We start from the raw sequence: 13,249 nt of genomic DNA, 5'->3' as shown, positions 1-13,249 counted from the left end.
CCCACCCCTACCCCTCCCCACAAGGGGGAGGGGTTTGTCGAGTGCCAATGTGAGCGAAACGCTCTCATCATCCCGCCTCCGCCCGAACCCGCTCCACCGCCGCCAGCACGCGCTCGGGCGTGGCGGGCGCGTCGAGCCGCGGACACACCCGGTGGCCGCCGACGCTCGCCACAGCGTCCGACAGCGCATGCAGCACGCTGATCGCCAGCATCAGCGGCGGCTCGCCGACCGCCTTGGAGCGGTGGATCGTCGCCTCGCGATTGGGGGCGTTCTCGAGCAGCGTGACGTTGAAGATGCGCGGCCGGTCGGAGGCGACGGGTATCTTGTAGGTTGAGGGCGCATGCGTTTTCAGCACGCCCTTGGCATCCCAGACCAGTTCCTCGGTCGTCAGCCAGCCCATGCCCTGGATGAAGCCGCCCTCGATCTGGCCCTTGTCGATCGCCGGGTTCAGCGATGTCCCGCAATCATGAAGGATGTCGACGCGCTCGACCTTGTATTCGCCGGTCAGCGTATCGACAGCGACCTCGGCCGCCGCCGCCCCATAGGCGAAATAGTAGAAGGGCTGGCCGCGCCCGGCCTTGCGGTCCCAATGGATCTTCGGCGTCGCGTAGAAGCCCGTCGCCGAGAGCTGGACGCGCGCCATATAGGCCGCCTTGACCAGATCGACGAAGGCGATCTCGCGGGCGCCGACCTGCACGAAGCCCGGCCGGAAGGCGATCGCCTCCGGGCTTTCCTGCCAGTGCCGGGCGGCGAATTCGGTCATCCGCGCCTTGATCGTCTCGCAGGCGTCGAGCGCCGCCATGCCGTTGAGATCGGAGCCCGAGGAGGCGGCGGTCGCGGATGTGTTGGGGACCTTGCCGGTTGTCGTCGCGGTGATCTTGACCCGGTCGAGGCCGATCCCGAAGGCGTGGCCCACCACCTGCGCCACCTTGATATAGAGCCCCTGGCCCATCTCGGTGCCGCCATGGTTCAGCATCACCGAACCGTCGGTGTAGACATGCACCAGCGCGCCCGCCTGATTGTACCAGGTGGCGGTGAAGGAGATGCCGAACTTGACCGGTGTCAGCGCGATGCCGCGTTTAACGATCGGGCTTTTGGCATTGGCCTCCCGGATCGCCGCCTGCCTCGCGCGGTAGTCGCAGGAGCGCTCCAGCCGCCCGATCACCTCGCCCGCGATGTTGTCCGTCACCGTCTGGTGGTAGGGCGTCAGATCGCGGCCCGACCCGTCGCCGGGCCTGCCGCCATAGAGGTTGCGCCGGCGCACCTCCAGCGGGTCGAGCCCGGTCGCGAAGGCGACCTCCTCGATGAAGCGGTCGGCCCCGACCATGCCCTGCGGCCCCCCGAAACCGCGAAAGGCGGTGTTCGAGACGGTGTTCGTGAACAGCGGCTCGGAGCGGGCGCGCACCGCCGGGTAGAAATAGCAATTGTCCATGTGGAACAGCGCGCGGTCCGTCACCGGCCCCGAGAGATCCGCGTTCCAGCCGCAGCGCGCCGCATAGACCGCGTCGACCGCATGGATGCGTCCCTCGTTGTCGAAGCCGATCTCGTAATCGACGACGAAGTCGTGCCGCTTGCCAGTGACGATCATGTCGTCGTCACGGTCCGGCCTGAGCTTCACCGGCCGCTTGAGCTTGCTGGCGGCGAGCGCGGCGACGCAGGCGAAGAGATTGGATTGCGTTTCCTTGCCGCCGAAGCCGCCGCCCATGCGCCTGACCTCGACGGTGACGGCATGGGAGGCGACGCCCAGCACCTGCGCCACCATGTGCTGCACTTCGCTCGGATGCTGCGTCGAGGAGAAGACCTGCATGTCCTCCTCTTCGCCGGGGATGGCGAGCGCGATCTGGCTTTCGAGGTAGAAATGGTCTTGGCCCCCGATCGTCATCGAGCCCTTGAGCCGGCGCGGGCTTTCCGCCAGCGCGGCAGCGACATCGCCGCGCTCGAGCTTGAGCGGGTCGGTTACCAGCGTGCCGCCGGCCGCGCGGGCCGCCGCGACGTCGAGCACAGGCGGGGCCTCGTCATAGACCGCCTGCGCCAGCGCAGCAGCCTGCCGCGCCGCCTGGCGCGTCTGCGCGACCACAGCGAAGAGCGGCTGGCCGTGATGCAGGATCGTCTGCGTCGCGAAGACCGGCTCGTCATGGCGATGCGTCGAGGAGATGTCGTTGACGCCGGGAATATCGGCCGCCGTCAGCACCGTGACCACGCCGGGCGCCGCCAGCACGGGCGCGAGATCGAGCGAGACCAGCCGCCCATGGGCGATGCGGCTGAGACCAAGATAGGCGTGCAGAAGCCCCTCTGGCGCCGCGATGTCGTCGATATAGACCGCTTCGCCTGTGACATGGCGGGCAGCGGAATCGTGGATGCGCGGCGCTCCGACCATTGCGGAGGTTTCGCTCTCCAGTCGGCGGCGCGCATCAGCCATGGGCGGCCTCAGCGAGTTGGCCGGCCACGCGCGTCTCGACATCGGGCTGCGTCGTCTCGATCAGGAAGCGCCTAAGCAGGTTGCCCGCGACCGTCAGCCGGTAGCCGGCCGAGGCCCGCATGTCGCTGAGAGGGGTAAAATCGCTGGAAAGCGCGGCGATGGCGGCGCTCACGGCGGGCTCGTCCCAGCGCCGGCCGGTCAGCGCGGCTTCCGCGGCGGCGGCGCGTTTGGGCGTGCCCGCCATGCCGCCATAGGCCAGTCGGGCTTCCGCGATGCGGCCGGCGGAATCGCGCCGCAGCAGGAAGGCGCCGCAGACGGCGGAGATGTCCTCGTCGAAGCGCTTCGAGATCTTCGAGACATGGATGAGCGCATCCGGCCCCGGCCTGGGCACGATCACCGCCTCGACGAACTCGCCCTCGCGCCGGTCCTGCTTGCGGTAGTCGAGGAAGAAGGCTTCGAGCGGGATGTCGCGGCGAGCCAATCCGTCCGGCGCCGCCTTCGCCAGAACCAGCCTCGCTCCCAGCGCGATCAGCGCCGGCGGCAGGTCGCCGATCGGCGAGCCATTGGCGATGTTGCCGCCGATCGTGCCGGCATTGCGGACCTGCTCGCCGCCGAAGCGGCGCATCAGCTCGTCGAGTTGCGGCGAGAGCGACGCCAGCACGGGGCGGACCTCCGCATGGGTCGCCATCGCGCCGAAGACGAGGTGATCGCCCCGATGCGCGATCTCCCGCAGCGCCGCGACGCGCCCGAGCGAGATGACGGGATCGAGCCGCCGCATCCCCTTCGTCACCCAGAGCCCGACATCGGTCGCGCCCGCCACCAGCGTCGCCTGCGGATGGGCGGCCACCAGATCCGCCAACCCCGCGACGCTCGCTGGGGCGAAGAAGCGCCCTCGGGGTCCAGAGAGGGCGAGCGTCTCGTCACCGTCGAGATCGTGCAGCCTCGCGGTGACCGCCTCGTGGTCCGGCCGGTCGTGGCCGTCGGCCGACATGCGCTGCGCTGCCGCGATGATCGGCTCATAACCGGTGCAGCGGCAGAGATTGCCCGCCAGCGCATCCTCGATCCGCGCAACCGATGGCGCATCCTCGTTCAGCCAGAGCGCGAAGAGCGACATCACGATGCCCGGCGTGCAGAAGCCGCATTGCGAGCCGTGGCAATCGACCATCGCCTGCTGCACCGGGTGCAGGCTGCCGTCCGGACGTTTCAGATGCTCGACCGTCAGCAACTGGCAGCCGTCCAGCGTCGGCAGGAAGCGGATGCAGGCATTGATCGCCTCGTAGCGCAGCCGCCCACGATCGAGCCGGCCGACGACGACCGTGCAGGCGCCGCAATCGCCCTCGGCGCAGCCTTCCTTGCTGCCGGTCAGGCGCCGGTCAAGCCGCAGCCAGTCGAGCACCGTCAGCGTCGGGTCGCAGGCGGTGATCTCGACCAACTCGTCGCCGAGGAGGAAGCGGAGCGTGTCACGCATCGTGGACATGCTCCTCGATGCCGAGGATCTCCACCGTCATCCTGGACAAGCCGCGCAGCGGCGCCAGTCCGGGATCCATCGTAGAGTAGCGACGGCGCCTTATGATGGATCCCGGCGCTGCGCTTCGCTCCGGCCAGGATGACGGCGGAGGGAACGCGCGATGATCGAGCAAAGCAAACGACCGGACACAAATCATGCCCTCAGATTAGGCATGATCCCGCTTGGCCGGAAGCTTTGATTTGGTGCAGATGTGATGTGAATCCGAGCCGGAGTGCCAATCCTTGAGCCAGACCAGTCCCCTTCGTGCCCTGCGCGGCCGCCTTTTGTGGTTCGTGGCCGATCCGCACGACGTCGGCGATGCCGCGCATCGTTACGTCGCGGATGGGGTGCTGGTGATCGAGGGCGGGGTGATCCGTGCGGTGGGCCCGGCGGAGGCCATCCTGCCGACCCTGCCGGTGGGGGCGGAGATCACCGACCACCGCCCGCATCTGATCATGCCCGGCTTCATCGACGCCCATCTCCACATGCCGCAGACGCAGGTGATCGCCTCCTATGGCGCCCAGCTGATGGACTGGCTCAACCGCTACACCTTCGTCGAGGAGCAGCGGCTTGCGCAGCAGGGCCACCCGGAGAAGCTCGCGACCTTCCTGCTCGATGAATTGCTGGCCAACGGCACCACGACGGCGGTGATCTACTGCTCGGTCCATACGCAATCGGCCGAAGCGCTGTTTGCTGAATCCGAACGCCGCAACACCCGCATGATCGCCGGCAAGGTGATGATGGACCGCAATGCGCCCGAGGCGCTCACCGACACGGCGCAGAGCAGCTATGCCGACTCGAAGGCGTTGATCGAGCGCTGGCACGGCAAGGGCCGCCAGCTCTACGCCATCACCCCGCGCTTCGTGGTGACCTCGACGCCGGAGCAGATGGCGGCCGCGGGGCGGTTGGCGGCCGAGCATCCCGACTGCCATGTCCAAACCCATATCAACGAGAACCGGGCCGAGATCGCGCTCGCCAACGAACTCTATCCGGAGCCCGGCGACTATGCCGGCATCTACCAGCAATACGGTCTGCTGGGGCCCAGGAGCCTGCTCGGCCACTGCATCCACATGACCGACCGGGAATGGCGCCGTTTCGCCGAAACCGGCAGCGTCGCCGTCTTCTGTCCGACCTCGAACCTCTTCCTGGGATCGGGCCTGTTCGATTGGGCCCGCGCCCGGGCGGAGGGCCTGCCGGTCGCCGTCGCGACCGATATCGGCGGCGGCACCTCCTATTCGATGCTCAGGACGATGTCGGAGGCCTATAAGGTCCTGCAGTTGCAGGGGCAGTCACTCTCGGCTTTCGCGGCCCTGCACGCCATCACGCTCGGCAACGCCAGGGCGCTGAAGCTCGACCATCTGATCGGCTCGCTGGAACCCGGCCACGAGGCCGATATCGTCGTGCTCGACGCGGCCGCCCAGCGCGCCATGGCGCACCGGCTGGAGACGTCGCGCGATCTGGCGGAGGAGCTGTTCGTGCTGGTCACGCTCGGCGACGAGCGCAACGTCGTCGCGACCTATGTGATGGGGGAGCGGGTCAATGCTCCGTCATTCTCGGGCGGAGCGCTCGGGTCCGATCGTCGATCGGCCCAAGCGTAAACTCCGCGCAGACCCGAGAATCTCCGGCAAGAGATGCTCGGGTCAGGCCCGAGCATGACGCGCTTCACCCCAGCACGCCGCCCTTGCGGGCGAAGTCGATATAGATTTCGCGCAGGCGCAGCGCGGTCGGGCCCGGGGCGCCGTTATGGATGCTGTGGCCGTCGATCGTCGTGACCGGCATGACGAGGCTGGTCGCCGACGTGATGAAGGCCTCCTCGGCGTCCAGCGCCTCGGCCAGCGTGAATTCGCGCTCCTCGAAGGCGAAGCCGGTCTCTTCGATATAGGCCAGCACGGCCTTGCGGGTGATGCCGGGCAGGACTTTGTGCGAGAGCGGCCGCGAGATCAGCGTCTTGCCCTTGACGATCCAGGCGGTGGAGGAGGCGCCCTCGGTCACCACGCCGTCCTCGATCATCCAGGCCTCCTGCGCGCCGCTTTCGGCCGCGAACTGCTTGGCCAGCACGGGAGCGAGCAGGTTGACGCTCTTGATGTCGCGCCGGGCCCAGCGCAGATCCGGAGTCGAGACCACCTTGATGCCGGTCTTCGCCGCCGGGGCGTTCACGAAGTTGCGGGCCTGGGTGAACATCACCAGCGTCGGCATCACGTCCTTCGGGAAGGGGAAGTCGCGATCGGCCGCGCCGCGCGTGACCTCGAGATAGACGCCGCCCTCGTCAAGCGCGTTGCGGCGGATCAGTTCCTCGTGGATCGCCACCAGCTCAACGGTCGACCAGGGCAAAGCGAGCCGGATCTCGCCGCACGAGCGCGCGAGCCGCGCCAGATGCGCCTCGCAATCGACCAGTTTGCCGCCGATCACCGCCGAGACCTCGTAGATGCCGTCGCCGAAGATGAAGCCACGGTCGAAGACCGAGATCTTGGCGTCCTCCTCGGGGAGATAGGCGCCGTTCACATAGACAATGCGGGACATCGGTCGGTTCTCGCCAGCGGGTTTCCAACACCATCGCTCCTAGCCGAGACGCAGGCCGGGCGCGAGGGGTGAATCCCGGCGTCGATGCGGGGGCAGCCCCGCTTCTGTCAGGGGCGAAAGCTCAGGAAGCGCGACGGGATCGCGCCCTGCGGGTTCGGCGCGAAGCCGGCGAGCCGGTTCGAGACCAGGTTCCTGTGGGAGTAGTGCAGCACCGGGATCCAGGGCTGGTCGCGCACGATCAGGCTGTCGGCCTCGCGCAGGATCGCGGCGCGCCTGGCGAGATCGGCTTCGCCGGCCGCGAGCGTCATCAGCGCGTCGAACTGCGGATCGGCATAGCGCCCGACATTGAAGCCGGTGTTGTCGCTTCGGAACAGGAAGAGGAAGCTCTGCGGATCGGAATAGTCGCCGATCCAGCCATAGCGGGCGACGTCGAAATCGCCGCCCTCGCGCAGATGCGCGAAATGCGCCGCGCTGTCGGTCTCGATGAGGGAGGTCTCGATGCCGATCGCCGCCCATTGCTCCGCGATCGCCGCAATGGTGCGCCGGTTGTTGTCGCTGCGGTTGTAGCGCAACTCGAGCCGCAGCGGTATGCCGGGCCCATAGCCCGCGGCCGCCATCAGACGCTTCGCCTCGTCTTCGCGCTCGAGCGGGGAGGCGGCCTTGAAGTCGAGTTCGGCGCGCTCGCCGTAATTGCCGATATGAGGCGGGATCACGCCATAGGCCGGCAGCATCGTGCCGGCCCAGACGCGCTCGGCGATGAATTCCCGGTCGATCGCGAGCGACAGCGCCCGGCGCAGCCGCGCATCGGAGAAGGGGGCCTTGGCCGTGTTCAGCACCAGGAACCAGGTGCCGAGCGCCGGCGAGACGCGGAGCTGCGCGCCCAGCCGCCCGCGCAGGGCCGCGATCTCGTCCGTGGGGATGTCGGTCGTCAGGTGCAGTTCGCCGGCCAGGAAGCGCCGCGCCGCGACCGCAGCATCCGAGATGGGATAGGAGATCACCGTCTCGATGCGGACACCGGCGGCGGCGTGGAAGGAGGGGTTGCGGCCCAGCCGGATGTGCGAGCTGGGCACGAACTCCTTCAGCACATAGGGGCCGTTCGACACCCAGTCGGCCACGCGCGCCGCCAGCCGGCCGGGCCGGTCCGCGGTCGCTGGGTGGACCGGCAGGGCGGCCTGATGCGCCAGCAGTTCGAGCAGATGGGGCGTCGGGCGCTCCAGCCGGATTTCAAGCAGCCCGGGCTCCGGCGCCGACACGCCGAGATCCTCGACGCGCATGCCCTCGGCCCCTTTGTGGATGCGCTCGGCATGGAGGATCGGATAGAAGAGCGGCGCGTAGGGCGCGCCCGAGCGCGGATCGACCATGCGCCGCAGCGAGAACACGAAGTCGGACGCCGTCACCGGCTCGCCATTCGACCAAAGCGCGTCCCGACGCAGGGTGAAGCGCCAGAGCAGCCCGTCCTCGCTCGTCGTCCAGCTCTCGGCCACGCCCGGCGCAATCTCGCCCTTCATCGTGTGGATGACGAGACCCTCATAGAGATCGCGCAGCAGATGCGTTTCGGTGACGCTCGTCGTCCGCAGCGGATCGAGACTGCCGGGATCGCCGTCATGGCTGCGGTGGAGCATGCCCTGAGCAAGCGCCGCCCCCGCTGTCGCGAGGGCGAGCCCAATCGCGAGCCCGAAAGCGAGGCTCCGAAGTCCCGGCATCAGAAGCTCTCCCTGCTGCAACGGGCGAGACGGGCAGGGCCCGCTGGACCGCAGTAGAGCCCGGCTCGTCTGCGCCGCCAAGAGGGTGAGACGGATCGGCGCACGGCCGCCCCGCCGCTCCGTCACTCCAGCATGAACCGGTCGTTCTCGAAGGCGATCACGCAATCGGTTGCCAGCACCCCACAGTCGCGCAGTGCATTCGCCTTGGCCCTCTCCAGATCGGTGGTGCCGAACCAGTAACGGAACTGCTTCTTGCTGCGGCTCAGCGCCATCGCCCGCTCGCCGGGGCCCGAGAAATAGCGCTCGAAGACATCGAGCCGCGTGCTCAGGCCGAGCTTGGCATGGAAGGAGCGGCCGCGATCGCGGGGAATCGTCGGCAGGTCCCAGGCGCGCAGCGAGGCATCCATCTCGCGCAGCCAGAGATGCCTCGCCTGTCCGTGGAGGAACGCCATGTGGCCGCGCGGCTTGAGCTCCGGCAGGTCGATGAAGCGGACATCGGCCCCGGCATCGAGCGCCGCCTTGCGCATCCGCGCGACCAGAGCCGGCGGGAAGAGCTCGTCGTTGCGGGCATAGATCCAGAGTTGCGGCGCCGCGTCCGGCCCCTGCCAGGCGCTCATGGCCGCGACCAGCGCGTCCTGGCCGCGTTCGGTGCAGGCCTCGAGATTGAGCCCGCCGGCGACGTTGACGATGCCGCGCAGGCCCGCCGGCTTGCGGCGCATCAGGGCCAGTGCGGTGGCGCCGCCAGCCGATTCTCCGAGCAGGATCACCCGCTGCCCGTCGACATCCGGCCGCGCCTGGAGAGCGCGCAGCGCGCCCTCGATGTCATCAGCATCGTCTCCGAAAGCGCCGGCGATATCGGGGGACGGGCAGGAGGTCAGCGACGGCAGCGGTCCGTCCGACTGGCCGGCACCGCGGCGCATCACCACGGCGGCGAGCCAGCCCCGGCGGGCGAGATCACGCGCCAGCGTCGCGTAGCGGGCCGCCCGCAGGTCGCCCATGCTGAGCGAACTGCTGCTGCGGCCGTGGGTGATGATCGCCAGCGGCAGCGGCCCCGTCACGCCCTCCGGCCGGACGATCAGGCTTTCCAGCCGGACCTCGCGCCCTTTCGCCTGGATGCGGAGGAAGCCATTCTCCTGTCGCAGTGATGCGCCGACCGGCACGTCCTGGGCGGAGGCGTAAGGCACGGGCCAGACCGCCACGAAGGCCCCCAGCAGACAGAGCGCGCGCAGGATCTTCACGATGTTCAAGGCCCGTTTCCCCCGACCCGCACGGCGCGTCCCCGAGGGCCGGCACCGCCGCGATCATGGCAGAGCCGGTGTCCCGGCCGCAACGGCGACAGGCGGGTCTCAGCCGGCCGCGACCGCCGCCCGCTCCTGCGCCTCGACCACCGCCACTGCGGTCATGTTGACGACGCCGCGTGCGGTCACCGAGCCGGTGAGGATATGCACGGGCTTGGCCGCGCCGATCAGGATCGGCCCGACCGGCAAGGCGTCTGCCAGCACCTTCGCGAACTGATAGGCGATGTTGGCGGCGTCGAGATTGGGGAAGATCAGCACATTGGCGACGCCCTTCAGCCGCGAGGAGGGCAGCACCCGCTCGCGCACCATCGCCAGCAGCGCGGTGTCGGCCTCCATTTCGCCGTCGCATTCCAGATCCGGCGCGCGCTCGCGGATCAGGCCGAGCGCCTTGCGCATCTTGAGCGCCGAGGGCGTGTCCGCCGCGCCGAAATCCGAATGCGACAGCAAAGCGATCTTGGGCTCGATGCCGAAGCGGGCGACATGGCTCGCCGCCAGCACCGTCATGTCGGCGATCTCCTCGGCGCTGGGATCGTGCTTCACATGGGTGTCGGCGAGGAAGAAGGCGCCCTTGTTGGTGATGATCAGCGTCATCGCCGAGATGTCGCAGACGCCGGGCGCCAGCCCGATGATGTCCTTGATGTGCCGCAACCGCGACATGAACCGGCCCTCGAGGCCGGTGATCATCGCATCCGCCTCGCCGCGCGCCACCGCGAGCGCGGCGATCACCGTGTTGTTGGTGCGCACCAGCGAGCGTGCCGCCTCGGGCGTGATGCCGCGCCGGCCGGCGATGTCGAGATAGGTCTGGACGTAATCGCGATAGCGCGGGTCGTCCTCGGGGTTGATCACCTCGCAGTCGATGCCGGGCCGGATCGACAGGCCGAAGCGCTGCACGCGGCTTTCGATCACGCTGGGGCGCCCGATCAGGATCGGGATCGCCAGCCCTTCTTCGAGTGCGACCTGCGCGGCCCTCAGCACGCGCTCGTCCTCGCCCTCGGCATAGATCACGCGCTTGGGGTCGGCCTTCGCCTGGGCGAAGAGCGGCTTCATGATGAAACCGGAGCGGAAGACGAAGCGCGAGAGTTCCTCGCGATAGGCCTCGATATCGGGCAGCGGCTTGCGCGCCACGCCGGTCGCCATCGCCGCCTCGGCGACGGCCGGCGCGATCCGGATGATCAGTCGGGGATCGAACGGGTTGGGGATCAGAGAGGTCGCCCCGAAGGTCGAGGATTCGCCGCCATAGGCGCGCGCCGCGATGTCGGACGTCGCCTCGCGCGCCAGCGATGCGATGGCGCGCACGGCGGCGAGCTTCATCGCCTCGTTGATCGTCGTCGCCTGCACGTCGAGCGCGCCGCGGAAGATGTAGGGGAAGCAGAGGACGTTGTTGACCTGGTTGGGATAGTCCGAGCGCCCGGTGCAGATCATCGCGTCGGGCCGCACCGCCAGCGCGTCCTCGGGCGTGATCTCGGGATTGGGGTTGGCGAGCGCCAGGATCAGCGGCTTGGGACCCATCGCTTTGGCCATCTCGGGCTTCAGGACGCCGGCGGCCGAGAGACCCAGGAACACGTCGGCGCCGGGGATCACCTCCGCGAGCGTGCGGGCGTCGGTCTCCTGCGCATAGACCTCCTTCCAGCGGTCCATCAGGGTGTTGCGGCCCTTGTGGACGACGCCTTCCAGGTCGGTGACCCAGATGTTCTTGCGCTGCGCGCCGAGCTCGACCAGCAGGTTGAGGCAGGCCAGCGCCGCGGCACCCGCGCCGGACACGACGATCTTGACGTCGCCGATCTTCTTGCCCGACAGGTTGAGCCCGTTGAGGATCGCGGCCGAGACGATGATCGCCGTGCCATGCTGGTCGTCATGGAAGACCGGGATGTTCATCCGGGCCTTGAGCTGCTCCTCGATCTCGAAGCATTCCGGGCCCTTGATGTCCTCGAGATTGATGCCGCCGAAGGTCGGCTCCAGCGCCGCGACGACCTCGACGAATTTCTCGATGTTCTTCTGCTCGACCTCGATGTCGAAGCAGTCGATCCCGGCGAATTTCTTGAACAGGACCGCCTTGCCCTCCATCACCGGCTTGGAGGCGAGCGGGCCGATATCGCCCAGTCCCAGCACGGCGGTGCCGTTGGTGATGACGGCGACGAGGTTCTGCCGCGAGGTCAGCTCGGCGGCCTGAGAGGGATCGTCGACGATGGCCTCGCAGGCGGCAGCGACGCCCGGCGAATAGGCGAGCGCGAGGTCGCGCTGGTTGCCGAGCGGCTTGGTCGCCTGGATCTCGATCTTACCGGGGCGTGGCAGGCGGTGATAGACGAGCGCGCCGGAGCGAAGATCTTGGGACAGGTTGCTCTTCATCGCGGCGGCTCCGGCGGCGCAGGCTCAATGTCAGGAGCAGCCGAGGTCGCGCGAATGGGGCGAGGTCGTCAAGCGCGGTGGATGCATTAATCGCAGGCATGGATCGCGGCTTGCGGTCTTGCCGGGGGGCTGGGGCTGGCCGGCACGCTTGAATCAGGCTGTGAAGACGCTCGCGCGGCGGTTGAGCCGATCGATTCAAGCCGTTGGCTTGAATCATCTTCCCGGGTCGCCGACCATGGCGCGGCGGCGCCGCGACCCGGCTCAGAACGCCTTGAAGGTGATGATCGTGTGGGTGTCGGCGATCTCGGGGATCGACTGCACCTTCTGGGCGACGAAATGGCCGATATCGACGTCCGCGGCGACATGGAACTTCGCCAGGATGTCGTAATTGCCCGCCGTCGAGTAGATCTCCGAGGCGATCTCGCGGTCGGCGAGTTCGCTGGCGACCTCATAGGTCTTGCCGAGCTTGCATTTGATCTCGACGAAGAAGGTCTGCATCACGGGCTCCGGAGTGTGGCCGAGGGCTCTCGATAGAACCTCACAGCCCTTCAGATCAAGCGCCGGCGAGTTCGGCGATGCGGCGGATCATGATGCTCTCGGGATCGGCGAGGCCGGCGATCACCGTGAAATGGTTGGCGCCGACGATCTCCTCATAGCGCGTCTGCACGCCCGACAGGCCCCAGACATCGACGATACGGCGGCTCTGCTTGAAATACTCCTCACTCTCCTCGCCGCCGACCACGGCATCCATGACCAGCCCGGAGGGCGCGGGCCAGAACAGTGGGCTTTCGCGTTCGGCCGCCTCGAAGCTCAGTCCGAGCGCGCCGTTGATGCTCGTCTCCGTCAGCGGCTTGAGATTGTAGAGTCCGGAGATCCCGTAGGCCGCCGGCACGAGATGCTCCGGCAGATCGTCCTCGACGCCGGCCCAGTTGGTCGCGAGCAGGCAGGCGGCGAGGTGGCCGCCCGCCGAATGCCCCGTCGCGACCACCGGCAGAGAGAAGCGCCGCCACAGGGCGGCCGCCGCCTGCTGCATCTCCCAGACGATATGGCCGACCTCGACCTGCGGGCAGAGGTCATAGCCGACGACCGCCACCGGCACGCCCCGACCGTTCAGCCCGCGCGCCATATGCGAGAAGAAGCTCCGGTCGAGCGCCTGCCAGTAGCCGCCATGGATGAACAGGACGATGGCATTGCCGCTGCGCGTCTCCGGCTTGAACAGGTCGTAGCGCTGGCGCTCGCTCTCGCCATAGGAAACGCCCAATTCGCACAGGGCCTCGGCGCGATAGGCCTCGGCATCGCGGGCCCAGCTCGCGATCACCTGCGGATGCTCCGGCACGCGGGCGCGGTTGTTGTACTGGATCTCGTAGTCGCCCGACATTCCCTCGCTCCGGTTCGCCCGATCTGCGGATGCAGCCCCCTTTCGGGAGCGCGTCACCTTCCGCTTGGCAGGTGTCGC

The 13,249-nt window shown here is 68.3% G+C and carries 9 protein-coding genes; 1 reads left to right on the top strand and 8 read right to left on the bottom strand.

All coding sequences use genetic code 11. The annotated features are described in order from the left end of the window. Positions 1-67: 67 nt before the first annotated feature. Positions 68-2,377 carry a xanthine dehydrogenase molybdopterin binding subunit gene (gene xdhB, locus SJY11_RS19390; protein WP_376989376.1) on the bottom strand — a complete coding sequence of 770 codons (2,310 nt, stop codon included), beginning with the start codon at positions 2,375-2,377 and terminating at the stop codon, positions 68-70. A 34-nt stretch (positions 2,378-2,411) separates the two neighbouring features. After that, on the bottom strand, positions 2,412-3,887 hold the full coding sequence (gene xdhA, locus SJY11_RS19385) for a xanthine dehydrogenase small subunit (RefSeq protein ID WP_376988378.1): 1,476 nt from the start codon (positions 3,885-3,887) through the stop codon (positions 2,412-2,414). 281 nt (positions 3,888-4,168) lie between these two features. Here xdhA and guaD point away from each other — a divergent pair, with 281 nt between their 5' ends. Then, the gene (gene guaD / locus SJY11_RS19380) at positions 4,169-5,524 is read left to right on the top strand and encodes a guanine deaminase (RefSeq protein WP_376988377.1); all 1,356 of its coding nucleotides are present in this window, start codon (positions 4,169-4,171) and stop codon (positions 5,522-5,524) included. A gap of 64 nt (positions 5,525-5,588) precedes the next feature. Here guaD and SJY11_RS19375 read toward each other — a convergent pair whose 3' ends face one another. The 6 genes from SJY11_RS19375 to SJY11_RS19350 all read right to left on the bottom strand — a co-directional run bounded on the left by SJY11_RS19375 (position 5,589) and on the right by SJY11_RS19350 (position 13,171). Continuing rightward, positions 5,589-6,446 (bottom strand): D-amino-acid transaminase, encoded by an 858-nt coding sequence (locus tag SJY11_RS19375; protein ID WP_376988376.1) that lies wholly within the window; start codon positions 6,444-6,446, stop codon positions 5,589-5,591. Between the two features lie 107 nt (positions 6,447-6,553). Next, positions 6,554-8,149, bottom strand: coding sequence for a peptide ABC transporter substrate-binding protein (locus SJY11_RS19370; RefSeq protein WP_376988375.1), 1,596 nt, complete (start codon positions 8,147-8,149; stop codon positions 6,554-6,556). A 122-nt stretch (positions 8,150-8,271) separates the two neighbouring features. Continuing rightward, positions 8,272-9,387, bottom strand: coding sequence for an alpha/beta hydrolase family protein (locus tag SJY11_RS19365; protein WP_376989375.1), 1,116 nt, complete (start codon positions 9,385-9,387; stop codon positions 8,272-8,274). 108 nt (positions 9,388-9,495) lie between these two features. Beyond that, entirely contained in the window at positions 9,496-11,793 is a 2,298-nt protein-coding gene (locus SJY11_RS19360; protein ID WP_376988374.1) for an NADP-dependent malic enzyme, read from the bottom strand. A 261-nt stretch (positions 11,794-12,054) separates the two neighbouring features. Next, the gene (locus SJY11_RS19355; RefSeq protein ID WP_038361355.1) at positions 12,055-12,291 is read right to left on the bottom strand and encodes an Lrp/AsnC ligand binding domain-containing protein; all 237 of its coding nucleotides are present in this window, start codon (positions 12,289-12,291) and stop codon (positions 12,055-12,057) included. Positions 12,292-12,346: 55 nt separating this feature from the next. After that, entirely contained in the window at positions 12,347-13,171 is an 825-nt protein-coding gene (locus SJY11_RS19350; protein ID WP_376988373.1) for an alpha/beta hydrolase, read from the bottom strand. Between the last annotated feature and the right edge of the window lie 78 nt (positions 13,172-13,249).

This window comes from Allobosea sp. R86505, assembly GCF_042466375.1.
In the GTDB taxonomy this organism is placed as follows: domain Bacteria; phylum Pseudomonadota; class Alphaproteobacteria; order Rhizobiales; family Beijerinckiaceae; genus Allobosea.
Note: the sequence above shows the minus strand (reverse complement) of the source record. Positions and strands in the feature narration are given on the sequence as shown.

What these genes read in the sequence shown, in the direction of transcription:
- xdhB (WP_376989376.1), bottom strand. Translation starts at nt 2,377, where the DNA reads ATGGTCGGAGCGCCGCGCATCCACGATTCCGCTGCCCGCCATGTCACA.
- xdhA (WP_376988378.1), bottom strand. Translation starts at nt 3,887, where the DNA reads ATGCGTGACACGCTCCGCTTCCTCCTCGGCGACGAGTTGGTCGAGATC.
- SJY11_RS19375 (WP_376988376.1), bottom strand. Translation starts at nt 6,446, where the DNA reads ATGTCCCGCATTGTCTATGTGAACGGCGCCTATCTCCCCGAGGAGGAC.
- SJY11_RS19370 (WP_376988375.1), bottom strand. Translation starts at nt 8,149, where the DNA reads ATGCCGGGACTTCGGAGCCTCGCTTTCGGGCTCGCGATTGGGCTCGCC.
- SJY11_RS19360 (WP_376988374.1), bottom strand. Translation starts at nt 11,793, where the DNA reads ATGAAGAGCAACCTGTCCCAAGATCTTCGCTCCGGCGCGCTCGTCTAT.
- SJY11_RS19355 (WP_038361355.1), bottom strand. Translation starts at nt 12,291, where the DNA reads ATGCAGACCTTCTTCGTCGAGATCAAATGCAAGCTCGGCAAGACCTAT.
- SJY11_RS19350 (WP_376988373.1), bottom strand. Translation starts at nt 13,171, where the DNA reads ATGTCGGGCGACTACGAGATCCAGTACAACAACCGCGCCCGCGTGCCG.